Raw genomic sequence first — 26,116 nt, 5'->3', positions numbered from 1 at the left:
GAAGAACTAAAATAACGAATGACGAGAGCATTCATTTTAAGGAGAGATTATTATGGAAAAAAATAAAATACTTGTGCAGCGTGCTGCAATCATTGGGTCAGGAACAGACGATTTAACGAATATGTTTCTGTCCCTTTCTTTGTCTTCAATTATCGTTGACCTGGGTATTAGCAATACACAGGCTGGATCCATTTCAACCATCACGAACTTTGGGATGTTGTTAGGCGGACTTATTTTTGGTTACTTGGCAGACAAATACGGGACTTTGAAATTATTCAAGATTACTTTGTTATTGTTTTCCCTGGCTACCGCAAGCATGTTTTTCGCTACGAATATGACAACCATTTATGTGCTTCGTTTCTTGGCGGGAATCGGAACCGGTGGGGAATACGGCATCGCCATCAGTTTATTGGCAAAAGTGACACCTGCCAGCAAAATGGGAAAGATGTCAGCGTATAACGGTGTTGCCGGCATGGTCGGAAATATTTTCGCAGCCTTACTGGCCAGCATCATCCTGCCAACATTAGGTTGGAACTATCTCTTCTTATTAGGTCTATTGCCACTATTGATTGTGGCATGGGTTCATTTCAATGTCACAGATGACGTATTGGAAAAATCACTGGAGTCACACGGTACAGTGGAAAAAACAGAAAAGCCATCCTACGGGGAACTTTTCAAAACGCCAAAGTTAGCACGCCAAACAGTTTCCTTGATGTTTATGGCTATCGTTCAAATCGGGGGTTACTTCGGACTGATGAACTGGTTGCCACAAATCATGCAACAAAGTCTTGGTTTATCCGTGTCCGGAAGCTCTTTATGGATGATTTCCACAATTCTCGGAATGTCATTGGGTATGCTATTCTTTGGACGCATTCTGGATAACTTTGGTCCACGCTTTTCTTATGGGTTATTCTTACTGGCTTCAGCTTCAGCTGTTTTCCTTTTCACTTTGGTTAAAAACGAGTTTGCCATGCTATTGGGTGGGGCGTTGGTTGGTTTCTTCGTAAATGGTATGTTCGCTGGTTACGGGGCTATCGTCAGTAAACTCTATCCAAGACATATTCACTCTATGGCAAATAACCTCGTTATCAATGTCGGCCGTGCAATCGGTGGCTTTTCATCCATTATCATCGGTTTCTTGATGGATGTTGGGAATGTAACAACGGTTATGACCTACTTATCATTCAGCTATTTGGCAAGTTTCGTAGTCATGATGACTATCAAGGAATTCGCTAAAACGCGTTATCACCAAACACCAGAAAATGTAAAAATATAATTTGACGTCTATGAGTAGGTTTGGTATAATACTCATGTTGTAAATGTGCGCACCACAGCTACAACCGCACGTAAGGAGTCTTAAGTTCCCAAAGGACACTCTGGTCGGCGAGTCTAAGTCTAATGAGGAGGTGCAAGAATATGTACGCTATTATCAAAACAGGTGGAAAACAATTGAAAGTTGAAGTTGGACAACCAATCTTCGTTGAAAAATTGAACGTTGAAGCTGGTGACCAAGTAACTTTTGAGGAAGTTGTATTCGTAGGTGGAGATGACACTAAAATTGGTGCTCCATTCGTAGAAGGCGCAACTGTCGTAGGAACTGTTGAAAAACAAGGCCGCGAGAAAAAAGTTACAACCTTCAAATACAAGAGAAGAAAAGATTCTCACCGTAAACAAGGTCATCGTCAACCTTATACAAAAGTTATGATCGACGCAATCAACGCATAAGAGATGTGAAAGCAATGATTAATACAAAATTTATTATCGATTCAGAAGATGAAGCGATTCTTTCCTTTGAAATTACTGGCCATGCTGGTTACGCTGAGGCGGGAGAAGACATTGTTTGTGCGGCGGTTTCAGTTTTAGCAATTGAAACAGTGAACAGTATTGACAAGATGGTTTCCCATCAGATGACTGTTAAAGAAGCGGATGACGAAGGCGGATATCTATTTGCCCAAATCAAGCCAAATCTTTCAGCAGAACAAGCGCAGGTAACACAAATTTTGTTGAAGCATTTGTATTTCTCACTTGAGGATGTGGCTAATACCTATCCTGATTATGTAACTATTGAGACCATTTAATCAGAAAATATGTACCAGGGAGGTGCAACTCATGTTGAAACTTAATCTACAACTATTCGCTACTAAAAAGGGTGGTGGATCTACTTCAAACGGTCGTGATTCTCAATCCAAACGTTTAGGTTCTAAACGTGCAGACGGACAACACGTATCCGGTGGTTCAATTTTGTACCGTCAACGCGGAACAAAAATTCACCCAGGTGTTAACGTAGGCAGAGGTGGCGACGATACATTGTTCGCTAAAGTTGACGGAATCGTTCGTTTCGAACGTCTAGGCCGCGACAAAAAACAAGTATCTGTTTACCCAGCAGCTCAATAATAACGATTGGTTTTACCAATCAACCCATTTTCATACACACAAAGACTTGCGAAGGGATTAACCTAACGCAAGTTTTTTTTTTAGTAAAAGCGTTCAGAAGGAAGGGTTCTGTAATGAATACATCAAAGCTAGAAAAATTATTTCAGATTTTGGATGAAGCTGTAACCTTATTGCAGAATGATTTGGATGTTTCATATGTTGAAGCACTGACAGAAACAATTCAAAATCTGGCTTATGAGGGTAAGGCACAGCAATTGGATGGTTTGCCATCGGATGAGACTGTAGCAAAATTGAATCGATTCTATCGTAAATTACATCTTGAAGAAGAATCGCGAGAAGTAATTCGTAAATTGATTCAACTCGGTTTTATTAAAGCCATTAAATCGGATAAAATTCAATCCAATCACCAGATGACGCCTGACACCATTGCTTTCTTGATGGCATATTTCATTGATGCCATTAAACAAGATAAAAAAGAAGAACTCCATATCCATGATTTAGCTGTTGGATCAGGTAATCTGTTGATGGTCATTATGGACTACTTGGAACAAAGAGGTAATAAAGTAACAGCAGAAGCCGTTGACAACGATGATTTGTTGGTAGCTTTGGCTTCAAATAGTAGCCACTTGCAAAAGTGGGGTGAAGCATTAACTTTTACTCATTCTGATAGTTTACAAGAATTGTTGATCAGACCCAGTGACATAGCGGTTTCCGATTTACCTATTGGCTACTATCCAATGGATAATCGGGCTGAAAAATTCCAGACGGCCTACGAAGACGGACATTCCTTTGCACACTTCTTGCTTATTGAACAACATGTGAAGTATCTAAAAGAAGGTGGCTGGGGCTTCTTTATCGTTCCGAAGAATTTAATTGAAAGCGATAAGAAAGGCGTCTTTATGAAATGGTTAAAAGGCCATGCTTATTTGCAAGGCATGTTGGAACTTCCTGAAACATTATTCCAATCCGAGCAATTGCAAAAATCCATCCTTATTTTACAAAAAACAGGCAATGGTGCGAAACAAGTAAAAGAAGTCCTCTTGGGCACTATTCCGGACATAAAAGATGCAAGAAAAATGCAAGGATTTCTATCTCAATTCAACAATTGGGCGAAATAAATGCTATAATATTTTATGTGTATTAACAAAACCTGATAGGAGCGAAAATGATGTCTAAAATTATAGCGATTAATGCTGGTAGTTCTAGTTTGAAATTTACTTTATACCAAATGCCAGGAGAAGTAACAGTATCATCTGGGATTATTGAAAGAATTGGTTTGAAAGATTCCATTTTTACAATTAAATATGGTGAAGGCCAAAAATTCAATGTGGTAGAAGACATTGATAATCATGAAATTGCCGTTGAAAAATTAATGACGCAATTGAAAGATTTAGGAATTATTACGGACTTCAACGAAATTACGGGTGTTGGTCACCGTGTTGTTGCTGGTGGAGAACATTTTAAAGAGTCCACACTAATTGATGATGATGCGCTAGCTAAAATTGAAGACTTGGGCGATTTAGCACCACTTCATAACCCAGCAAATGCTACAGGGATTCGCGCTTTCAAAAAATTGTTGCCAGAAATTACAAGTGTTGCTGTATTTGATACTGCATTCCATACAACAATGCCTAAAGAAAACTATCTATACAGTATTCCAATGGAATATTATGAAGATTTTGCGGCTCGTAAATATGGTGCCCATGGAACAAGCCACCAATATGTAGCACAACGTGCAGCTGAATTGTTAGGTAAACCATTAGAAGATTTAAAAATCATCACTTGCCACTTAGGTAATGGTGCTTCCATTACTGCTGTAGATGGCGGAAAATCTGTCGATACATCAATGGGCTTCACACCATTAGCTGGTGTTACAATGGGAACGCGTTCTGGTGACATCGATGCTTCCTTGTTGCCATATTTGATGGACAAATTGGAAATCACAGATATTAAGGAAATGGTTAATATCCTAAACAAAAAATCTGGTTTACTAGGTTTGTCTGGTGTTTCCAGTGATATGCGTGATATCGAAACAGCAGCTGAAGAAGGAAATGAACAAGCACAAACTGCGTTGGACATTTTCTATAACCGTGTACAAAAATACATCGGTCAGTACGTTGCAGTTATGAATGGTGTAGACGCTATCGTCTTCACAGCTGGTATCGGTGAAAATTCCGCTCCAACACGTAAAATTATTATTGACGGTTTGACTTGGTTCGGTTGTGAAATCGATGACGAGAAAAACAATGTCCGTGGTGAAGAACGCGTTATCTCAACGGATGATTCTAAAGTTAAAGTTGTACTTATCCCAACTGACGAAGAATTAGTTATTCTACGCGATGTATTGCGTTTAGGTAATTTAGCTTAATAAAAAAGAGGCCATCTCAAAATCCGAATGAAATTCGGTTTTGAGATGGCTTTTTTAATTGGTGTTGGTAAAGGAAATGGTTGTTTGTATGCTACGTGAGACCGCCCCTTGTCTATTTTTTATTTATTTCACTATGGAGACGATGATTTTCTAAATCCGTCCTCACAACTGTAACATCACATGGTGCGTTACGAATAACATATTCAGACACCGAACCGATGAATAGTCTTTCTACTGCGTTTAGCCCCGTCGCCCCGATCATGATCAAATCAGCATGATGCTCAACAGCAATTTCCTTGGCAATCATAACTTTTGGAGAGCCATAGTCAATAATCGTTTCAATGTTCTCTACGCCACGTTCGCGTGCGATTTCTACGTAACGATCCATCATGATTTTAGTTTGGCGAATAATTTCATCAGTGAAATTCCCCTCGAAACCGGAAGGCGTTTGGATGGCCCGCGTATCAATAACATGCACGATTAATAATTTAGCATTATTTCTTTTTGCTACATGGATTGCTTTTCTGAAAGCCAGTTCCGATTCTTCTGAACCATCCACCGGTGAAAGGATTGTTTTATAATCTTCCATCATTTTAACCACTCCATTCATAAATGTTGATTACACCCTAATTGTAACCGAATTCACAAAAATTATAAAGGATTGTGTTAATTTTTAAGGAAGGCCGCTAAGCGCCAAGCAACACTTGCCGTGTAAACAGATACCACAACCAAAATAATGGCAATGAAAGGCATTGTGTCCCACACGATACCGGAAACAGAGAAAAGGGCAAAGACTAAATAAACCCAACCGTTTAATCGGCAGAAACCATTCAAGCGATGTTTTGGTTTGTTCTGCAACAACACGGAGAAAGCCTCCGATGCCTTATTAAAGAAAAACCAGGAGACAATCCCTAACAACAGGGCAAAGAGTCCCATTAAAATTTTTATCATCTGTTTTCACCTACAAAATTAAAAGCCGCTCGAATGAGCGGCTTCTAAAGTTTAATACTTTATTTAAAATTCCGGTGGTGCCGTTTTTAGTATTCTACTAGTTTTGAACCCGCGATATAAGCAGGTGGGCTCCACAAAATGTTTTCTAGTTTCCAAATGTTGTGGCTTACTATCCAAGCATTTATCAAGGATCCCAATGTAGTAATTATTTGTTCGGTCAACACATTGAGAATATATCGTACACCTCAGAACTTCTTATAAGTATAGTAGCATATCGTATTCGGTTATGCAACAAATAAACTCAAAAAAATATACCAAGAACGCACTTAAACCAGCATTGTAAGCGAGCACATCAATTATTATTTGTCAACTTATTTAACTGTTGGGCTAATGCTTGTTCGTATTTTCCGGTCACAACAGGTTTATAATAAGAAGCATTTTTGATGCTGTCGGGCAAATATTGTTGCGCAATCCAATGCCCTTCATAAGCATGTGGGTATTTGTAGGAAACCCCACGGCCCAAGGCTTCAGCTCCCTTGTAATGTGCATCTTTTAAGTGAATTGGCACTTCACCAGCATTGCCGGCACGAATGTCACTCATCGCAGCATCAATGGCTTCAATAGCTGAATTTGATTTCGGGGACAGCGCCAGATCGATCACTGCATGGGCCAAAGGAATACGGGCTTCGGGTAATCCGAGCTTCTCAGCAGCCTGGACGGCCGATACCGTCCGCGCTGCCGCTGCCGGATTGCCAAAACTAATATCCTCGTAGGCAATCACTAATAGACGCCGACAAACCACAATCAGTTCCCCAGCCTCCAAGAGGCGGCCTAAATAGTGAAGAGATGCATCTACATCACTCCCGCGAAGGGATTTTTGAAAAGCCGAAATCACATCGTAATGCGCATCACCATCTTTATCATGGACCAATGCCTTGCGTTGCAAGCATTCTTCAGCGACTTCCAAAGAAATACGCACGATTCCGTCTTCATCTTTCGGCGTGGACAAAGCTGCCAACTCCAAAGCATTCAACGAACCGCGTAAATCGCCCATCGAACTTCGGGTGAAATGAAGCAACGCATTCTCATCCATTTCAACGGACATAGCGCCTAAACCATTTACTTCGTCTGTCATTGCACGTTTAATCGCAATAACCATATCATCGATACTGAGTGGTTTCACTTCGAATATTTGCGTTCGGCTCCTAATGGCCGGACTGATACTAATATAAGGGTTCTCGGTTGTGGCCCCGATTAAAATGACTAGACCGCTCTCCAAGTGGGGCAGTAAAAAATCTTGTTTCGGTTTGTCCAATCGGTGAATTTCATCCAGGAGCAAAATAACTTGCCCGGAGAACTTCGCTTCCTCGACCACAATTTGTAAATCTTTTTTTGAATCGGTCGCAGCGTTCAATTGTCGGAATGCGGAATGCGTCGAACCCGAAATGGCACTGGCTATACTCGTTTTACCGGTACCCGGTGGTCCATAGAGAATCATGGAAGAAAGCATCTTTGCGTCCACCATACGGCGAATTATTTTATTAGGGCCAACAAGATGCTGCTGGCCAACAACTTCATCAATGTTTTTAGGGCGCATCCGATAGGCTAATGGCTTTTTCATATATACTCGCTCCTTTGTCTTCACCATTATAATCCATTCAACAAAAAGGAACAAACATTCGTTTGGTAAAATGAAGCTATCTTCTTATCAAAGTACCGGAATACAGGTATAATGAGAATAGTGAAAATTGTCGACGAAAGCGAGCAAACCGAATGAACATTAAAGAAAATATTAAACGCAGTAATTTAGAACCTTTATTTACCCAAGCAATTTTTGGGATTGAAAAAGAATCGCAACGAATTCTTGCCGATGGTACGATTACGACGACTGACCATCCCGATGAGTTCGGCAATCGGAACTTCCATCCTTATATCCAGACAGATTTCGCAGAAACCCAGATGGAGCTGGTTACGCCACCGTTAAATAGTGTCGAAGAAGTCATGAATTGGCTTGCAGCTATTCATGATGTTTCTTTGCGGACGATACCCGAAAACGAATATTTATTGCCAACAAGTTCACCACTTTTTATGCCGACAGAGGATGAAATCCATGTCGCAAAATTAGATAATGCGGATGACGTTGCCTACCGGGAGTATTTAGTGGACGTTTATGGAAAGAGAAAACAAATGGTGAGTGGTATTCATTATAATTTCGAATTCCATCCAGATTTTGTACATGCCTTGTATGAAGAACAAGCCAGCGAGATGGCCTTCAAGGACTTCCAGTCGCGTCTTTATTTAAAACTGGCCCACAATTTTTTCCGCTATCAATGGCTATTAACTTATTTATTAGGTGCTTCCATTGAAGCGAAGCCGGAATTTTTCAAAAATGAAGAAAGACCCAGTGATATTCCTGAAGGCTTGATTCGCAGTATTCGTAGTAGCCACCATGGTTATGTCAATAATGACGATGTAAAAGTTTCTTTTGAATCCATGGAAGATTATGTTCAGACGATTGAACAGATGGTTAAAGATGGAAAACTGATTGAAGAAAAAGAATTTTATTCAACAGTCCGGTTCCGCGGTGGCAAAAATGCCCGCGAAATACTCAAAAATGGTATTTCTTATCTGGAATTCCGTTTGCTGGACTTGAATCCTTTCGCTGAATTTGGTATTGAAGCCGACGACATACATTTTATACATTATTTCTTAATGTATTTAATTTGGATGGATGATGAAGCTACGGTAGCGGATTTGGAAATTGGTAAACAAATGAACTTCAACACAGCATTGGAGCACCCACACAGTAAGTCGGCTTACTATGAGGAAGGTCTTGCAATTCTTAGTGGCATACAAGAAATGTTGACACAATTGAATTTGGAAACACCAATCATTGACCAAAAAATAGCCGCTTTTAATAATCCGGAATTGACCTTGGCAGGGCAACTAGCCGCAATTTACGAAGCAGACTACACAGGTTGGGTGATCGAACAGGCAAAAGCCTACAAGAAGGCCGCTCAAGAACGACCATACGCATTACGTGGCTTTGAGACGATGGAGCTTTCCACCCAAATCCTGATTTTTGATGCAATCCAAAAAGGCTTGAAAGTCGATGTTTTGGATGTTGAGGACCAGTTCCTGTCCCTTAAATACCAAGAACATTTAGAGTATGTAAAGAATGGAAATATGACTTCTTTAGATACTTATATTTCTTCATTAGTCATGGCGAATAAAGTGGTAACCAAAAAAATATTGGCAAATAATGGCTATATTGTACCGGCAAGCAAAGAATACCATCATGTAGCGGAAGCTTTGCGCGACTATGGTCTATTTAAAGCTAAACGCTTTGTTGTGAAGCCAAAGTCCACGAATTATGGGCTGGGCATTTCTATTTTCAAAGAGGGCGCAAGTGAAGAGAATTATCGTAAAGCGATTGAAATCGCATTTGAGGAAGATTCAACTGTTTTAGTAGAGGACTTTGTTCCAGGAACGGAATATCGCTTCTTCGTAGCCGGAGATGAAACCAAAGCGGTTCTATTGCGTATTCCAGCGAATGTAATAGGAGATGGCACTCATACGATTGAAGAATTGGTTGAAATCAAGAATCAGGATCCCTTACGCGGGATGAATCATCGTACACCGTTGACCTTGATTCAGCTTGGTAAAATCGAACAATTGGCTTTGGAGGAACAGGGATATGTGATGACGGATATTCCGGCTGAAGGCACGACTGTGTATTTGCGTGATAACTCCAATATCAGCACAGGTGGCGATTCCATTGACATGACGGCAGCAATGCATGAGAGCTATAAAGAGATTGCGGTGGGGATTGCTAAAGCGGTAGGCGCGACGTTTTCAGGGGTAGATATGATGATTCCTGACTATCGTCAACCCTCAACGAAAGAGGCGCCTGGTTATGGTGTAATCGAAGCAAACTTCAACCCAGCCATGATGATGCATATTTACCCGCATGAAGGTGAAGGACAACGTTTGACATTGGATGTATTGGATTTGTTATTCCCCGAAATGAATATTAAGGGGGATCCAATATGAGAGGAATCCATAGACTCTTTGTTTTAATTGCGATGTTGGCTCTTGGTGTGGGCTATCTCTATGGGAATGGGCTTACTTTCCAAACCTTGGCTGACAATGTTCCGTTCGTTCAAATGGTCATTGTGATTTTGATAGCCGTGTATACCGGATATGTGCATATCTTTTTACATGAGTTTGGACATTATGTGTTCGGGAAAATGACTGGATACGAACTCGTCTACTTTCAAATGCCCAACTTTCGTTATGAGGTGAAGACAAAGCAGTTCCAAAAATTATCAACACGTGTACCGGGACTTATGGGGCAATGTCTGATGAAGCCACCGATAAAAGGTAACTACAATGAAAAACCTTATTTTCTTTATTTAGCGGGCGGATTAATTGTCAACTTTCTAACTGCCATGTTATTCTATTTGGGTTCATTTATCTTACCTGTTCCAATCAGCTTCACTTTATTTGCCTTGAGTTTGCCGCCGTTTCTGTTATTCCTGATGAATATTGTTCCGCTGGGTTTTACCGATGGCAGTGTGATTCGCGAAATCAGAAAATCTGAAGTTTCAAAAAAGCTGTATTTCAAACAATTAGAACTTTCCGCTTTGTTCGAGGAGGGCAAAACTTTCTCAGAAATTCCTGAGGAGTATTTTTCAGAAGTTAAGGACGGTACTTACGGCCAATCCAGATTAGGAGAATATGTTCTCTTGATTGCTTATCAACGCGCCTTATCGGAATTGAATTTTGAAAGGGCAGACCAACTATTGGGTGCTTATCAAGAAAAGTGGCATTATCTATCTTCACCTTATAGACAGATGTTAGCCAGTGAGTTACTATTTTGCCATGCTATTTTTGGTAGAAAAGAAGCAGCGGAGACATTGATGGAACAGATAAAGGCTTACCCTGTTCTGTTGGGGTATTATAATCGGTCCCAACGCACACAAGTGGCTTACAAATTTTTTGTTGAGATGAAAGTAAAAGAAGCCAAAGCCATTCTTGTCCAAAAGTCAGACACAATCGATCAAAATCTTAATGAGGCAGAATTAGCCCTACAAAAAACGCTACATGATTGGCTTGGTAGCTTCATGGGCTTGTAGGCATAATAGAAAGAAGGAAAACAAATGATTTATTTTGACCACGCGGCAACGACACCGGTCGATCCAGAGGTGGTAGCAATCATTACAGACACGTTAACCCATAATTACGGGAACCCATCCAGTCTTTATCAAAAGGGTAGGGAAGCCCGTCAAATTGTGGATGAAGCACGACGCATCTTCGCTGGTTCAATCAATGCGAAACCAATTGACTTGATTGTTACCAGTGGTGCAACAGAATCAAATAATACCGCAATTATCGCAACAGCCCTAGCGATGCAAGAAAAAGGCAGACACCTCATCACCACAGAGGTAGAGCATCATTCCGTCTTGCATCCAATGCAGTATTTGGAAACATTGGGATTTGAAGTGACCTATCTTCCGGTTGATGAAACAGGTCGCGTTACAGCTACCCAAGTAAAAAGAGCCTTGCGGGAGGATACGATTTTAGTTTCCATCATGTATGTCAACAATGAAGTGGGTAGTATAAATCCAATTGGTGAAATAGGAGCAGTGGTGGCGGAGCATCCCGCTTACTTCCATACCGATGCGGTGCAAGCCTATGGAACTTTGGAAATTGATGTAGTGGCTGAACAGATAGATATGCTTTCAACGACCGCCCATAAATTAAATGGTCCCAAAGGTATAGGTTTCTTGTATCGTCGCAACGACCTACACTTACCAAATTATCTGCATGGTGGGACACAAGAGAACGATCACCGCGCCGGAACAGAAAACACACCTTATATTCGTGGTTATGCGAAGGCGGTTGAAAAGATGGTAGCAGGCCGTGATGAAAATAATGCCCACAAACTATCTTTACGGACGCATTTTTTGACATCATTAAAAGAAAAGAAGATAACTTATTCCCTTAATGGGAGCCCAGAGAGTGGCGTGCCCCATATTTTGAATGTTTGGTTCCCTTATTTGCAATCCGATAAATTTTTGATTCAATGTGATTTAAAGGGAATCATGATTTCTGCAGGCTCCGCTTGTACGGCAGGCAGTCTGGAACCAAGCCACGTGCTAACTGCAATGTTTGGAAAAGGACAAGCCCGAATTGGTGAGTCTGTCCGTATCTCCTTTGGCGCAGATAATACGCTTGAGGAAGTAGATGAATTTGTGGCAATGATTGCAGCCTTGCAAGAAAAATATAAAAGTACCACAAAATAGTTCAGGAGGATTTCAAATGGCATATGATCAAGTAACAGGTTTAAAAGGTGCAACCAAGCAGTATCGACTTAATCCAACGGTAAAACGTTATACGTTGCGTGACCATGGATTCCAGGAAACAAAATCAGGAAACTTCCAATATGTTCGTAGCCTAAATACGGACAAAGACAATAAAACAGGTGCGTTATTAAAAATCGTTATAGCAGGTGATTTCTCAGGGTTCAAAATATCGACAACATCCGCCAACGGATTGAAAGCAATAGATGTTTATGGCAATCCGCATATGAGCCAATTGGTTGAACATTTGGAATATATCATGAACCATTTCATCGAAGAAAATATTTTCGAAAAAGCATAACGGTGAAAAAGGCTGGATTTTATCCAGCTTTTTTGTTTAATACCATAAATGACAGGGCCATTATAACGAAAAGAGGAAAATATGTGAACAATAAGAATAAAATACTTACATTAAAAGAATTCAATGAACTTTACTCCGTGGAGGTAAATTCGTTGAGAAAAGCTATGTTGAAAGATAACCTGATGGAACTCGACTACCAAGATGAGAAAGACCCTCACAGCTATAAAATCATTGCAAATGAAACACAAGAAACAGTTTTTGAAATCACAACAGATAATGATGAAAAATTCATCAGAGCCCTGATGGAGCAATTTAAGATAAAAGAACTTGAGCTCTATTACATGTGTGACTGACAAACATTATAAGTTTTAGGTTGGAAAAGTTCTTGGACGTCTGTTAGGTTTTGTTAGTTGAGCTAATCGTCGTGATTTCGCCAAAAAGCGACAATCAGGAAATGGGCGGTTAGCTAACAGGCACGAACTCATAAAAAAACGACGATTGGCTATTTTCTCAACAGCTAATCGTCGTTTTTGTCATAAAATTAATCAATTTATTTCACGTTCCCCCTCTTTGGTTTTCATGCTATAATAGTTCAGTAAATCACATTATAGGAGTTGAATGTTTTGGAACTTGATAATCAGGGACTCATGGGGATGATCGATAAAAATGCCATCAAGAAAACACATTTATTCGAGAATTCAATCCCGAAGTATATTGTCCGCTCCATGTTTGCGGGGATGTACTTGACAATAGGAACGGCAATCTCAGTCGTAGCAGCTGAAAAGGCCAACCATATTCATCCCGATTTAGGGAAATTTGTTTATGCGATTTTGTTCAGTTGGGCACTTATTATGATTATTTATATGGATGCTGAACTCGGAACGAGTAACATGATGTACTTAACCGTCGGGGTTAACCGCAAGACCTTGAAAGCAAGAAGAGCCCTCCAAATTCTATTAGTTTGTATATTTAGTAACTTAGTCGGTGGTGCTTTATCCGGATTATTAATCGTTCAAACGGGTCCTTTTCTGGACTTTTCTTCAAGCCATTATCTGGCGGAAACAGTCTCGGCCAAGTTGTTGAAGCCGGGATTTCAGGTCATTATTGAAGGGATATTTGCAAATATCATTGTAAATACAGCAATTATATCGTCTGCGCGTATGAAGGACGATGCTGGTAAATTGTTGGCTGTCCAATTCATTATCGCATTCTTCGCTTTCCTGGGTTACGAACACGTTATTGCGAATTTTTCATCCTTTGCAATGGTATTCTTCGCAGGTGGCGTTCCGGAAATGACGACAACGGCTGTTTTAAGTAACTGGTTCTTCGCCACTATCGGTAATTACATCGGAGGCGGATTGGTAATTGGTTGTACCTATGCTTGGTTAAACAAAGGTGAAACGGTATACTTTGATTAGCGGAGTAGGAGGGGAAATATGAATCTGAAAACAAATACGATTAAATGGCTGGCAATGGTAACCATGACCATTGACCATATTGGGTATTATGTATTTCCGGAATATATTATTTTACGCTTGATTGGTCGGCTGGCTTTTCCCTGTTTTTTGTTTACCACGATTCAAGGCGTTAAACAAACCGCCAATTTCCCTATGTATTTCTTGCGGCTCTTGGGTATGGCACTTATCAGTGTCATCCTGATGAGTCCCATTCGTATTTATTGGAATATTCTTTTTTCGTTGGCGATATTTGCACTTTCCTTGAAGGATAAGCGGCTTTTTCTGCCAACGCTTTTTTTGAGTTATTTTACCGAATATAGCGTGTATGGCTTTTTGTTGGGCTGGGCTATAAAAATCATGCTGGATAAGGATCGAATCCAGGGGATAGTTTTTATCCTAGCCTTGCATTTGGGCCTGTATTTTGGTTCGATTCAATTTTTTGCCCTCATAGCGGTTGTTTTCATGTTGTTACCGATGGAATGGCGATTACCGAGATTTCCCAAATGGCTTGGTTATCTTTATTATCCCATCCACCAGGTTATCCTGTTTTGGCTAGGCTCCTTTATCAAATAAGTAAAGGGCTTGAAATATAAACGTTTTTAGTGTATCATCTTTATTTGTATATTAATCACTTATTTTTAAGAAGTGATTGAGAAAGAACGAAAGGAGACTGTGACAATGACAGAAAAAGAAAAGACACGAGTTGTTGTGGGAATGAGTGGTGGCGTTGACTCTTCTGTTACTGCCTTATTATTGAAAGAGCAAGGTTATGATGTGATCGGTATTTTTATGAAGAATTGGGACGATACAGATGAATTTGGATTCTGTACGGCAACAGAAGATTATAAAGACGTCCAAGCTGTTGCACAACAAATCGGAATTCCCTATTATTCTGTTAACTTCGAAAAAGAGTACTGGGATAAAGTGTTCCAATATTTCTTGGATGAATATAAAAAAGGTCGCACTCCTAACCCTGATGTTATGTGTAACAAAGAAATCAAGTTCCGTGCATTCTTGGACTACGCTGTTGATTTAGGCGCCGACTATGTGGCAACGGGTCACTATGCCCAAGTTGAACGTAACGAAGATGGTACAACACGTATGCTCAGAGGGCTCGACAATAACAAGGATCAAACCTATTTCTTGAATCAATTATCGCAAGAGCAATTATCCAAGACACTCTTTCCACTTGGTGGTATGCAAAAATCTGAAGTTCGCCGCATTGCGGAAGAAGCTGGTTTGGCAACGGCCAAGAAAAAAGATTCAACCGGTATTTGTTTCATTGGTGAAAAGAACTTTACGGAATTTCTATCTACGTATCTGCCAGCTCAAGCAGGCCCTATGATGACGTTGGACGGCGTAAAAATGGGCGACCATGCCGGTTTGATGTATTACACAATCGGGCAACGTAAAGGGTTGGGAATCGGGGGTAGTGGGGATTCCACTGATCCGTGGTTCGTGATCGGTAAGGACTTGGAAACTAATACATTGTATGTTGGTCAAGGTTACCACCACGAGCGTCTTTACGCAGAAAGCTTGTTTGCGACCGATGTTCATTTTACGACAGATAAAAAAATGCCAACCACATTCAAATGTACGGCTAAATTCCGTTATCGCCAAAAAGATACGGGTGTAACGGTAACGTTGAATGAAGATCAAACAGAAGCAACAGTTGTTTTCGATGAACCAGTTCGTGCCATTACACCAGGACAAGCAGTTGTCTTCTACGACGGTTTGGAGTGTTTGGGCGGCGGAACAATCGATAAAGCTTTCCAAGCGACAACAGAATTACAATATGTATAATTCAAAAAGCGTACTCCCGTAACGGAAGTACGCTTTTTGATTATTCACGTTGTACAAACTATCCAGTTTTCTGTTCTGCAAAGCTCTAGAAAATGTTATGATAGAGCATAGAGATTAACGTAGAAAGGAGATAGATGGATTGGAACTAAACGAACAACCTTATGTTGCCGGGGAAATGAAGGCTATTTTCTTTGATAACCCATCTAACTTCTATAAAGTCATCCTCGTAGAAATCGAGGAATGTAATTTTAAAACAGACAAAGATGAAATAGTAGTAACGGGAAATTTTGGTGAAATAACAACGGATACGCACTATCGCTTTGTGGGGAACGTGGTGAACCATCCGCGTTACGGCACGCAATTCCAGGCAATTAGCTATGAGCGCGAGAAACCGACCGGCAAAAATGGCATGATTGCTTATCTATCAAGTGACCGTTTCCCAGGAATTGGTAAACGAACGGCAGAAAAAATTGTCAATCACTTCGGAGAAAATACCATTGATGCTATTTTGGATGACCCAGATTCTTTGGCAGAAATCAGCGGCTTAACCAAACAAAAGCAGGAACTGATATATGATGTGCTTCAACAAAGTCAGGGTACAGAAAAAACACTGATCGAATTGGCAAATTATGGTTTTTCCAATAACTTAGCGGCAACCATCATGAATTTTTATAAAGCAGATACGCTAAAGACCATTCGTGAAAATCCGTACCAGTTGATAGAAGATATTGAAGGACTTGGCTTCCGGACAGCTGATCGTTTAGCGGAAGATATGGGTATTCCAGCGGATGATAAAAATCGTATCAAAGGAGCACTATTGGCCACAATCAATGAGCTTTGCCTTTCGAATGGGGATACTTACGTAAACAGTGACGAATTGATGGACCGCTCCTTGCAGCTGTTGGAGTCCTCACAACGTTTCTTAATAGAAGATTCCCAGTTGATTGAAGCATTGGTTGAAATGGTTCAAGACATGAAAATTATCGAGGATGAGAGACGCTTTGCACTACCATCGTTATATTTTTCCGAAGAAGGGATTGCGTCAAGCTTGGATAGATTACTGAATAATGGTAAATCCGTCCAATATCCAGGGGTAGATTTGAAGGGTGAAATTGGTGCTTTACAGGAAAAATTGGGAATCACTTATGACAATGTGCAAACAGGAGCTATTGAGAAAGCTTTAACGCATGCATTCTTCATTTTAACGGGTGGACCGGGAACAGGTAAAACAACCGTTTTGAATGGGATTGTGAAGCTTTTTTGTGAATTGAATGGCTTACCAGCTAACCCACTGGAATTTCATGATGGCATTTATCCTATTATTATGGCCGCGCCAACGGGCCGCGCTGCTAAACGCATGAACGAAATGACTGGAATTCCAAGTAGTACCATTCATCGGTTATTGGGTTTGACGGGGCAAGAAAATCCCAACGAAGAGGTTTATACGGCCGAATTGGAAGGGAAACTGCTCATTATTGATGAAGCTTCCATGATTGACACTTGGCTATTAAATCGCTTGTTGAAATCCATACCGCCTGGCATGCAGGTCATTATCGTAGGAGATAAAGACCAATTGCCTTCCGTCGGCCCGGGACAAGTCTTGCATGACTTATTAGCAAGTCAGGTCATTCCGCATATCGAATTAGAACAAATCTATCGCCAAGCGGATGGTTCTTCCATTATTCCTTTGGCACATGATATTAAAAATGGCAAGATACCGACCGATTTTCGAAACAATCAAGCAGACCGTTCTTTTTTCCCGTGTCAGGCTGCCCAGATAGAACCCTTGATCCGGATTGTCGTTGAAAAAGCCAAGGCAAAGGGCTTTACTTCAAAAGACATTCAAATTCTTGCACCTATGTACAAAGGTCCGGCTGGCATCAACGCACTCAATGCGATGATGCAGGAAATACTGAATCCCAATGAAGGGAAAAAACGCCGCGAAGTAAAACACTTCGATTTTACATATCGGGTAGGGGATAAAATACTACAACTGGTCAATCAACCGGAACTCAACGTTTTCAACGGGGATATGGGTGAAATAACCAGTATCCAATATGCCAAAGAAACCGAAGATAAAGTGGATGAAATTACAGTCCTGTTTGACGCTACCGAAGTCACTTATCAAAAAACAGACTGGAATAAATTTACACTGGCGTACTGCTGTTCTATCCACAAAGCTCAAGGTAGTGAATTTAATATGGTTATTCTCCCGATGGTGCGTCAATACGGCCGTATGCTTCGACGGAACCTGTTATATACAGCTATCACCCGCAGCAAAAATAAATTAATTTTATGCGGGGAAGAAGCGGCTTTTACTTTCGCCACCGAAAATGCGGGTGATTTAAGACGAACGATGTTGATTGAAAAGCTTTTACGGAATAAAAACAAAGATAAAAAAATATTTACCGTCGAAAAGAAAGAAGTGGCGAAGCCAGCACCAAAACCGAGTAAACCTAAAAACTTCACTTTGACTATTGATATGGTGATGGGGCAAGAAGTTGATCCCTTAATTGGGATGGACGGGACAACCCCGGAACAATTCATGAAATGAGACTGTCTAAATCATCAAAAAACCGGTCGAGCCACAAAAGCTCGCCGGTTTTTCTATTTCCATAATTTGAAAGTGGTTAAAGCATAATCCATATGATAGGCTGCTGGAGGCAACACTTCACCATCCGCTTGACCCAAAACAGGGCGGTGTAATTTGATGGTGATGTTTTTTCCGGGAATTCTCTTGAAATAGCGTGTTTTCGCATGGCTACCCGTAGTTAATAAAAGGGGCAGGAGACGCAATAAAGTCAGAAAGCTTAAATCAAATATCAGCATGACAGCTAATTCATGGTTATTACTGGCGGATTGCGGATCAATCTTGATGCCACCGCCAAAATAGGGATGATTCATTACACCCGTTACAAGAACATCGTGATAAGTATCGGTTCGACCATCAATCGTGACAGCGACAGAGTAGGTTTTTCGCTCTTTGAACGCCCCAATTATTTTGTTTAAATAAGAAGAATTCTCCAAGCCCAAAACGGAGCCCCCGTTTTTTTCACTTTTGGTATCACTGGCAAGCGCATTAACTTCAGCATCCAACCCGAAGCCCATGCTGTTAAGAGCAATCCCATCCTTGTCGGTTATATGGTCATAGTATTTCATGCATTCTATTTCTTCAGGTTCCACAGCTTTCAGAATAGCCCGTAAGCCTTTTTTGACATCTTTAGTGAGTCCAATCGACCGAGCAAAGTCATTGCCGGTCCCGGCTGGCAGATAACCAATGGGGAGTTCACTTTTGGCTTCATTCAATCCGCCAATCGCTTCGTGTAACGTTCCGTCACCGCCAATCACGATGATACGGTCAGTATCCCCATCCAAACTCTCACCGAGTTCTTGTGCTAGCTCATAAGCATGGTTGGGATATTTTGTTTGATAAAATTGAAAAGGAACTGCCTTTTCTTGCATTATTTTCTCAACATCCAGACCAATACGTTTGCCTTTTCCGGCTCCAGCATTAAAATTTGCGATGATGTGATAGCACATGTCCATAACATAACCTCTTTAAGTTAAATGATAGTTTTATTATATCAGACAAATTATGATTTGATACTTGCTAGAATGGTCAAATTTAGCTATACTAAATTCGATTGAAAAGGCCATATCGTTTGATCCCATCAGAGAGTCAGCCACAGGTGAAAGGCGACAATTCAAATGATGCTCCCTTTTTAGATACGATAGAAATATCGTCGCTACCAGCGTTACCGGTATGAAGACGTGATGATGAATGAACAACATTCCATTGCAATCAAGGTGGTACCGCGGTAAAACGCCCTTGAATGCGATGGGGTGTTTTATTTTTTCACAAGAAAAAGAAGAGGATGATGAAAGAATGAAACAATTAACCAGCAGCGAAATCCGTCAGCTGTTTCTAGATTTCTGGGCATCAAAAGGGCATAAGGTGGAACCGAGTGCTTCATTAATTCCAGTCAACGATCCGACTTTACTATGGATTAACTCAGGAGTCGCAACGTTAAAAAAATACTTCGATGGATCCATTACTCCGGATAATCCTCGTATTACAAACGCACAAAAGAGTATCCGTACCAATGATATTGAGAACGTTGGGGTTACTGCGCGCCATCATACTTTGTTTGAGATGTTGGGTAATTTCTCAATCGGGGACTACTTCAAAGAAGAAGCAATTCCCTGGGCATGGGAATTTTTAACGGATGAAAAATGGCTAGGTTTCGATCCGGAATTATTGTATGTCACTTACTACCCTGAAGATGAAGATACAAAACGTATTTGGGCAGAAAAAGTAGGTCTGGCTGACAATCATATCGTACCTGTAGCTGACAATTTTTGGGATATCGGTGCAGGTCCATGTGGTCCTGACACAGAAATTTTCTACGACCGTGGTGTTTCGTACCAAGATTTACCTGATGAAGATCCAGAAATGTACCCAGGTGGCGAAAATGAACGTTATTTGGAAATCTGGAACTTAGTATTTTCAGAATTCAATCATATGCCGGATGGCAGCTATGAGCCGCTGCCACATAAAAACGTCGATACTGGGATGGGCTTGGAGCGTGTAACATCCATTATCCAGGACGCACCGACGAATTTTGAAACGGATTTATTCATGCCAATTATCCGTAAAGTAGAAGCATTGGCTGAAGGTGTTAAATACGGTAGTGATAAAAAAACGGATATTTCGTTTAAGGTTATTGCGGATCATATCCGTGCTGTAAGTTTTGCAATCGGGGATCGCGCCTTGCCTTCGAACGAAGGGAGAGGCTATATTTTACGCCGTCTCATCCGTCGCTCGGTAATGCACGGACAAAAATTGGGTATCAACCGTCTTTTCCTGTTTGAATTAGTGCCTGTTGTTGCGGAAGTTATGAAAGAATACTACCCTGAAGTACAACGTGACCAAGATTTCATTATCAAAGTTATTACAAACGAGGAACAACGATTCCAAGAAACAATTCATGAAGGTTTGGAAATATTGCATGAAGTATTCAACGACATGTCTGAAAATGATACCACGGTTATTTCCGGTGCACATGCTTTCAAACTTTATGATACTTACGGTTTCCCGATGGAATTAACGGAAGAATATGCAGAAGAAAAAGGCTACACCGTTGATAAAGACGGCTTTAATGAAGAAATGCAAAACCAACGTAACCGTGCACGTGCAGCGCGTCAAGTTGAAGACTCTTTCTCAGTCCAGTCAGCAATTTTAGGTGATATCGTAGTAGACAGCACCTTTGTTGGCTATGACAAGACGGGCATTTCATCTGAATTAGTCGTCTTGATTGAAGATGATGAGATGAAAGAAGTTGCTACAATCGGCGAAACCGTCCAGGTTATTTTCCAGGAAACAACTTTCTATGCTGAAATGGGTGGACAAGTTGCAGATACCGGTGTGATTAAAAATCAAGATGGCGAAATTGTTGCAACTGTTAGCGATGTAAAGCGTGCGCCGAATGGTCAGCATCTTCATACAGTAGAAGTAACAGGAGATTTGCAAGCTAACCAAACCTACTTCCTGCAGGTGGATGAAAACCGTCGCCGTGCTATCACAAAAAACCATACAGCCACTCACTTGTTGCACCAAGCTTTGAAAAATGTGCTAGGGACTCATGCTAACCAAGCAGGATCTTTAGTGACGCCGAACCATTTACGTTTTGACTTTACCCACTTCGGTCAAGCGACTGCAGAAGAACTAACCGAAATGGAACGTATTGTTAACCAAAAAATTTGGGATGCATTGCCGGTTGAAACACTTGAAACAACGATTGATAAGGCAAAAGAAATGGGCGCGATGGCTCTGTTTGGCGAAAAATATGGAAATGACGTCCGTGTAGTTAACGTAGCCGGTTTCTCTGTTGAACTTTGTGGGGGCGTCCATGTTCGTAACAGCCAAGATATTGGTATATTCAAGATTCTTTCCGAATCAGGGATTGGTGCGGGTGTCCGTCGTATCGAAGCAATCACAGGTCAAGCTGCTTATGAATACTTCCGTCAAAAAGAAGAAGAATTAATGGCCGCAGCCCAAGCATTGAAAGCACAACAAACGAAAGAAGTTGTCGGTAAAATCGATGCGTTGAAACAGGAGCTCAGAGAATCCGAATCTGAAAAAGATTCTCTTCGTTCAAAATTGTTGGCTGTTGAATCTCAAAACATTTTTGCAGATATCAAAGAAGCTAACGGCATTACCTTCATCACATACCAAACAAAGAATCAAGGTATGAATGATTTACGTGAAATAGCTGATCAATGGCGCCAAAAAGCTGTCAGCGACGTTTTTGTAGCTGCTTCTGAAATGGATGGTAAAGTAAGCTTATTGGCGGCTGTAGCAAAAGATAAAATTTCCCAAGTAAAAGCTGGTGACTTGATTAAAGAAATCGCACCACTAGTAGGCGGCGGCGGTGGCGGTCGTCCCGATATGGCACAAGCAGGCGGTAAAAACCCAGCTGGCATTCCTGATGCTTTAGATCGTGTCGGTACATGGTTAGCTGAATGATAATGTTTTCATAAGTTTACCTGATTGGGTTGTAGTTTTGGGTCAAGTTTTGTAAAATAAGGGTATCATAGAAATTGGGGTGTCTGTATGAATTCAAAAGATGAAACAATGCTATTCAACCTCGGCGGCCGTGACAGTAAAAACATCAAAGATACCTTGAGGATTGTGTATCAGGCGCTCGAAGAAAAAGGTTATAACCCAATTAACCAAATTGTGGGCTTTTTACTATCAGGTGATCCTGCTTACATTCCACGCCACAATGATGCCAGAAATTTGATTCGTCACTTTGAAAGAGATGAAATCATGGAAGAACTACTGCGTAGCTATCTTTCGATTGATAAGAGTGACCAATAAATGAGGATTATGGGACTTGATGTCGGATCTAAAACTGTTGGTGTGGCTGTCAGTGATTTGTTGGGCTGGACCGCTCAAGGAATAGAAATTATTCGCATTGACGAAGCAGCAGGACAGTTTGGTCTTGAACGATTAAAAGAATTAATCGCAACTTATGAAGTTACAAAAGTTGTTATAGGTTTACCAAAAAACATGAATAATTCGCTCGGTCCACGGGCAGAAGCGTCAATGGCGTATGGTAAACTTGTAGAAGCTGAAACAGGGTTACCGGTGGACTATGTGGACGAACGACTCACAACCGTACAGGCTGAAAAAATGTTGATAAACGAGGGAAATGTTTCTCGTAAAAAACGCAAAAAGGTCATCGACAAGTTGGCCGCAGTAATTTTGCTGCAAAATTATTTAGATTCACATTCTTCATACTAATATTAAGAGGTGCTAAGATGACAGAACATAATCACGATCATAACCATGATCACGACCATCACGACCACGAACATATCACAATTGTGGATGAACGCGGTAACGAAGAACTTTACGAAATCTTATTTACATTTGATTCCGAAGATTTTGGAAAATCATACGTACTCGTATATCCTGCTGGAATTCCTGAAGGGGATGAAGTAGAATTACAAGCTTTCTCATATGTTGAAAATGCAGATGGAACTGAAGGCGATTTGGAACCAATTGAAACTGAAGCAGAATGGGATATGATTGAAGAAGTTCTAAACACGTTTATCGAAGACGAAGAAGAATAATATAAGCATAAAATAAAGGGGCCGGAGGATACTCTGGCCTCTTTAGTCATGTACACATTAACTAAAAGATATGATAATAAGTTCATTTTTTTAATGTTATCATGTATAATGATTTGAGTTATAGGACAGAATGACTAAACGACGCTAAATGAGGAGGTTAGATTTTGGTAGATAAAGATACCAATCAACCTGAAGATTCTCAGGAAATAGAGATTTCTGAAAGAGTGAAAGCGAGTCAATCAAACGATGACCGGTATGCAGTAAGAAATAAAGAGAATTCATTGATCCGGAAGATTGTCTTTTCAATTATCTTTATAGTGTTCCTTTTGATGTTAATTATCGGTGTTGTGGGATACAACTACATAACAACAGCGCTGGAACCCATGAATACTGAAAAAACGGATACTGTGGAAGTTGAAATACCGATGGGCACATCAACTTCAGGAATTGCAGATATTCTTGAAGAAAAGGGTATTGTCAAAGACGGAACAGTTTTCAATTATTACATGAAAACAAAAAATGTATCTGAATTTCAAGCTGGATTTTATCAAGTGGCACCTGCAATGGACTTAGATGAAATTATCGAAGTTCTGGAATTGGGGGGGACGGCTACACCGATTTCTGAAGACTACAAAATCCTCGTGCGTGAGGGTGCGACAATTGAAGAAATCGCGGAAGAATTTGCTGCCAAAACGGAGTATTCAGAGCAAGATTTCCTGCAAACCATTAATGACGAAGCCTTTATCGCTTCCATGATTGAAAAATATCCCAACATCATTACTGACTCGGTAAATAATGAGGATATTATTTATAATCTTGAAGGTTACTTATTCCCAGCTACTTACGATTATATGTCTCATTACGAACCGGAAGACATGATTGAAGTCATGATTGAAAAGAGCAATGAAATACTCAAAAAGTATAATAAAAAAATTCAGGAGAGCGATTACTCGCTTCATGAAATTTTGACAATCGCTTCTTTGGTTGAAAAAGAAGGAGTCGATTACGAAGATCGTCAAATGATTGCGGATGTTATTTACAACCGCCTGGATGAAGGGATGCCCATTCAATCCGATGTCAGCATCCTATATGCACTAGGGAAGCACCTTGAATACGTATCGATTAAAGATACTGAAGTGGAATCTCCCTATAACCTTTATACTAATAAAGGATTTGGACCAGGGCCATTCAATAGTCCCAGCGAAGAAGCAATACAAGCAACTTTGAATCCAATTGATACAACGTATCTGTATTTCTTGGCTGATTTGGAGACGGGAGAAGTTTACTTCTCAGAAACCTTTGAACAGCATCTTGAATACCAAGAATTATATATTAAAGAACCGAATGAAGAATAAGACATGAGAAATAGAGAGGAAGCCGACACCGTGAAAAAGCCTATTGTAATCGGAGTAACAGGAGGGTCGGGCAGTGGAAAAACGAGTGTAAGCCGTGCGATATTCGAGAATTTTTCTGATTTATCGATTCTGCTGTTAGAACAGGATTATTACTATAAAGATCAAAGCCATTTACCATTTTCCGAACGACTTAAAACAAACTATGATCATCCTTTTGCTTTCGATAATGATCGTTTTATCGAAGATTTGGAAAAGTTGATTAATCGGGAAGCCATTGATCAACCCGTGTATGATTATACTAATCATACACGCAGCTCACAGACCATTCATCGTGAGCCAAAAGATGTCATTATTGTGGAAGGTATTCTCATTTTAGAAGATGAAAGATTAAGGAACTTGATGGATATAAAGGTTTACGTTGATACCGACGATGATATTCGGATCATCCGTCGTATAAAACGAGACATTGAAGAGCGTGGGAGAACATTGGACAGTGTTATTGAACAGTATCTGAATGTTGTTAAACCGATGCATCATCAATTTATAGAACCTACTAAAAAGTTCGCCGATATCATCATTCCTGAAGGCGGCAAGAACCAAGTTGCTATCGATTTAATGACTACAAAAATTGCCTCCATATTGACAAAGTGAGATTGTAAGGCTATCTTTATAATAATAAATTATTTAGATATTGCATTTATAACGATAAAGTGGTATTTTATTACCATTGTTAGCATCTCAGAAAGACTAATAGAAATGAACTCAAACAGGTATCTGCCCATTAACAGATGCCTGCTTTGTTAAATTTAAGTACTGCCAGTGGTTAAATCAGGTACCACCATTTCCTATTAGGCTTCATGAATAGAAAAAGAGGAGAATAAGATTATGATTGAAAAAGTTTATCCAATGACGATAGAAGGAAAACGCAAGCTGGAAGAAGAACTTGAAGATTTAAAAACAAACAAACGAAAAGAAATTGTTGAACGTATTAAAATTGCAAGAAGCTACGGAGATTTGTCAGAAAACTCCGAATATGAGTCTGCAAAAGATGAGCAAGCATTTGTGGAAGGTCGTATTTTAACACTTGAGAAAATGATTCGTTTTGCCGAAATCATTGACGATAAAAATGTTGAGGCAGATGTTGTATCTTTAGGAAGAACAGTGACATTTGTTGAACTACCTGATGAAGAGGAAGAGTCTTATTCAATCGTCGGTAGTGCTGAAGCAAATCCGTTATTAGGAAAAATTTCCAATGACTCCCCAATTGCCAAAGCGTTGCTAGGGAAACGCGTCGGTGATGAAGTTTCAATCGCTACTCCAGGTGGCGATATGAAAGTTAAAATCGTTAGCGTAACAGTTTTATAAAACGTTAGAGGCCATTACTCCTGAAAAGGGTTTTGGTCTTTTTCTTTGGTATGGTAAAATTTAAAAGTGATAAGTACGACTTTAGACCGAGAAGGCTATCAACCTTTTGCATCCATACA

General features: G+C 40.3%; 26 protein-coding genes, 1 other RNA gene and 1 other annotated feature. Of the genes, 22 read left to right on the top strand and 5 right to left on the bottom strand.

Features of this window, described 5'->3' with window-relative positions; all coding sequences use genetic code 11:
* The first annotated feature begins 52 nt into the window (after positions 1-52).
* From ACTVAI_RS01530 to ACTVAI_RS01505, 6 genes are all read left to right on the top strand, one after another.
* Positions 53-1,276 (top strand): MFS transporter, encoded by a 1,224-nt coding sequence (locus ACTVAI_RS01530; protein ID WP_443485727.1) that lies wholly within the window; start codon positions 53-55, stop codon positions 1,274-1,276.
* Positions 1,277-1,328: 52 nt separating this feature from the next.
* Positions 1,329-1,401, top strand: a sequence feature (ribosomal protein L21 leader region).
* Between the two features lie 15 nt (positions 1,402-1,416).
* The gene (gene rplU, locus ACTVAI_RS01525) at positions 1,417-1,725 is read left to right on the top strand and encodes a 50S ribosomal protein L21 (protein WP_443473733.1); all 309 of its coding nucleotides are present in this window, start codon (positions 1,417-1,419) and stop codon (positions 1,723-1,725) included.
* 14 nt (positions 1,726-1,739) lie between these two features.
* The gene (locus tag ACTVAI_RS01520) at positions 1,740-2,078 is read left to right on the top strand and encodes a ribosomal-processing cysteine protease Prp (RefSeq protein ID WP_443473734.1); all 339 of its coding nucleotides are present in this window, start codon (positions 1,740-1,742) and stop codon (positions 2,076-2,078) included.
* Between the two features lie 31 nt (positions 2,079-2,109).
* The gene (gene rpmA, locus ACTVAI_RS01515) at positions 2,110-2,394 is read left to right on the top strand and encodes a 50S ribosomal protein L27 (protein WP_443473735.1); all 285 of its coding nucleotides are present in this window, start codon (positions 2,110-2,112) and stop codon (positions 2,392-2,394) included.
* 113 nt (positions 2,395-2,507) lie between these two features.
* On the top strand, positions 2,508-3,512 hold the full coding sequence (locus tag ACTVAI_RS01510) for a class I SAM-dependent methyltransferase (protein ID WP_443473736.1): 1,005 nt from the start codon (positions 2,508-2,510) through the stop codon (positions 3,510-3,512).
* A 50-nt stretch (positions 3,513-3,562) separates the two neighbouring features.
* Positions 3,563-4,762 (top strand): acetate/propionate family kinase, encoded by a 1,200-nt coding sequence (locus tag ACTVAI_RS01505; RefSeq protein ID WP_443473737.1) that lies wholly within the window; start codon positions 3,563-3,565, stop codon positions 4,760-4,762.
* 112 nt (positions 4,763-4,874) lie between these two features.
* Here ACTVAI_RS01505 and ACTVAI_RS01500 read toward each other — a convergent pair whose 3' ends face one another.
* From ACTVAI_RS01500 to ACTVAI_RS01485, 4 genes are all read right to left on the bottom strand, one after another.
* Positions 4,875-5,354 carry a universal stress protein gene (locus ACTVAI_RS01500; RefSeq protein ID WP_443473738.1) on the bottom strand — a complete coding sequence of 160 codons (480 nt, stop codon included), beginning with the start codon at positions 5,352-5,354 and terminating at the stop codon, positions 4,875-4,877.
* Between the two features lie 74 nt (positions 5,355-5,428).
* Positions 5,429-5,713, bottom strand: coding sequence for a hypothetical protein (locus ACTVAI_RS01495; protein ID WP_443473739.1), 285 nt, complete (start codon positions 5,711-5,713; stop codon positions 5,429-5,431).
* Between the two features lie 64 nt (positions 5,714-5,777).
* Positions 5,778-5,968: non-coding RNA, 6S RNA (gene ssrS / locus ACTVAI_RS01490), on the bottom strand.
* A 97-nt stretch (positions 5,969-6,065) separates the two neighbouring features.
* The gene (locus tag ACTVAI_RS01485; RefSeq protein ID WP_443485726.1) at positions 6,066-7,334 is read right to left on the bottom strand and encodes a replication-associated recombination protein A; all 1,269 of its coding nucleotides are present in this window, start codon (positions 7,332-7,334) and stop codon (positions 6,066-6,068) included.
* A gap of 152 nt (positions 7,335-7,486) precedes the next feature.
* On the opposite strand from ACTVAI_RS01485, the gene gshAB reads away from it, so the two are divergent.
* The 9 genes from gshAB to recD2 all read left to right on the top strand — a co-directional run bounded on the left by gshAB (position 7,487) and on the right by recD2 (position 18,193).
* On the top strand, positions 7,487-9,766 hold the full coding sequence (gene gshAB / locus ACTVAI_RS01480) for a bifunctional glutamate--cysteine ligase GshA/glutathione synthetase GshB (RefSeq protein ID WP_443473741.1): 2,280 nt from the start codon (positions 7,487-7,489) through the stop codon (positions 9,764-9,766).
* Positions 9,763-10,851, top strand: coding sequence for a hypothetical protein (locus ACTVAI_RS01475; RefSeq protein WP_443485725.1), 1,089 nt, complete (start codon positions 9,763-9,765; stop codon positions 10,849-10,851). The genes gshAB and ACTVAI_RS01475 overlap by 4 nt, the downstream gene beginning before the upstream one ends.
* Before the next feature lie 24 nt (positions 10,852-10,875).
* Positions 10,876-12,021: a cysteine desulfurase family protein gene (locus ACTVAI_RS01470; protein ID WP_443485724.1), complete on the top strand. Its 1,146-nt coding sequence runs from the start codon at positions 10,876-10,878 to the stop codon at positions 12,019-12,021.
* 16 nt (positions 12,022-12,037) lie between these two features.
* Positions 12,038-12,379 carry a cysteine desulfurase gene (locus ACTVAI_RS01465; RefSeq protein ID WP_443473744.1) on the top strand — a complete coding sequence of 114 codons (342 nt, stop codon included), beginning with the start codon at positions 12,038-12,040 and terminating at the stop codon, positions 12,377-12,379.
* Between the two features lie 152 nt (positions 12,380-12,531).
* Complete coding sequence (locus ACTVAI_RS01460) at positions 12,532-12,732, top strand: hypothetical protein (protein WP_443473745.1); 201 nt, start codon at positions 12,532-12,534, stop codon at positions 12,730-12,732.
* A gap of 270 nt (positions 12,733-13,002) precedes the next feature.
* A complete protein-coding gene (locus ACTVAI_RS01455) occupies positions 13,003-13,797 on the top strand; it encodes a formate/nitrite transporter family protein (protein ID WP_443473746.1) in 795 nt (264 codons plus the stop codon).
* 18 nt (positions 13,798-13,815) lie between these two features.
* Positions 13,816-14,409, top strand: a complete 594-nt coding sequence (locus tag ACTVAI_RS01450; RefSeq protein ID WP_443485723.1) for a TraX family protein — start codon at positions 13,816-13,818, stop codon at positions 14,407-14,409.
* A 105-nt stretch (positions 14,410-14,514) separates the two neighbouring features.
* Entirely contained in the window at positions 14,515-15,639 is a 1,125-nt protein-coding gene (gene mnmA / locus ACTVAI_RS01445; RefSeq protein ID WP_443473748.1) for a tRNA 2-thiouridine(34) synthase MnmA, read from the top strand.
* Positions 15,640-15,778: 139 nt separating this feature from the next.
* Positions 15,779-18,193, top strand: a complete 2,415-nt coding sequence (recD2, locus tag ACTVAI_RS01440) for an SF1B family DNA helicase RecD2 (protein ID WP_443473749.1) — start codon at positions 15,779-15,781, stop codon at positions 18,191-18,193.
* A 53-nt stretch (positions 18,194-18,246) separates the two neighbouring features.
* Here recD2 and ACTVAI_RS01435 read toward each other — a convergent pair whose 3' ends face one another.
* Positions 18,247-19,185 (bottom strand): diacylglycerol/lipid kinase family protein, encoded by a 939-nt coding sequence (locus ACTVAI_RS01435; protein ID WP_443485722.1) that lies wholly within the window; start codon positions 19,183-19,185, stop codon positions 18,247-18,249.
* 340 nt (positions 19,186-19,525) lie between these two features.
* Between ACTVAI_RS01435 and alaS the strand changes: the two genes are divergently transcribed.
* The 7 genes from alaS to greA all read left to right on the top strand — a co-directional run bounded on the left by alaS (position 19,526) and on the right by greA (position 25,997).
* Positions 19,526-22,165, top strand: coding sequence for an alanine--tRNA ligase (alaS, locus tag ACTVAI_RS01430; protein ID WP_443473798.1), 2,640 nt, complete (start codon positions 19,526-19,528; stop codon positions 22,163-22,165).
* 87 nt (positions 22,166-22,252) lie between these two features.
* Complete coding sequence (locus ACTVAI_RS01425; protein WP_443485721.1) at positions 22,253-22,519, top strand: IreB family regulatory phosphoprotein; 267 nt, start codon at positions 22,253-22,255, stop codon at positions 22,517-22,519.
* The gene (gene ruvX, locus ACTVAI_RS01420) at positions 22,520-22,945 is read left to right on the top strand and encodes a Holliday junction resolvase RuvX (protein ID WP_443473752.1); all 426 of its coding nucleotides are present in this window, start codon (positions 22,520-22,522) and stop codon (positions 22,943-22,945) included.
* A gap of 17 nt (positions 22,946-22,962) precedes the next feature.
* Entirely contained in the window at positions 22,963-23,277 is a 315-nt protein-coding gene (locus ACTVAI_RS01415; protein ID WP_443485720.1) for a DUF1292 domain-containing protein, read from the top strand.
* A gap of 164 nt (positions 23,278-23,441) precedes the next feature.
* Positions 23,442-24,632, top strand: coding sequence for an endolytic transglycosylase MltG (gene mltG / locus ACTVAI_RS01410; RefSeq protein ID WP_443485719.1), 1,191 nt, complete (start codon positions 23,442-23,444; stop codon positions 24,630-24,632).
* A gap of 3 nt (positions 24,633-24,635) precedes the next feature.
* On the top strand, positions 24,636-25,283 hold the full coding sequence (udk, locus tag ACTVAI_RS01405; protein ID WP_443473755.1) for a uridine kinase: 648 nt from the start codon (positions 24,636-24,638) through the stop codon (positions 25,281-25,283).
* 234 nt (positions 25,284-25,517) lie between these two features.
* The gene (gene greA, locus ACTVAI_RS01400) at positions 25,518-25,997 is read left to right on the top strand and encodes a transcription elongation factor GreA (protein WP_443473756.1); all 480 of its coding nucleotides are present in this window, start codon (positions 25,518-25,520) and stop codon (positions 25,995-25,997) included.
* Positions 25,998-26,116: the final 119 nt, after the last annotated feature.

The sequence above is a fragment of the Jeotgalibaca sp. A127 genome, from assembly GCF_052266745.1.
Classification (GTDB): Bacteria; Bacillota; Bacilli; order Lactobacillales; family Aerococcaceae; genus Jeotgalibaca.
The sequence above is the reverse complement of the archived record's forward strand: the minus strand, read 5'-3'. Positions and strand labels throughout refer to the sequence as shown.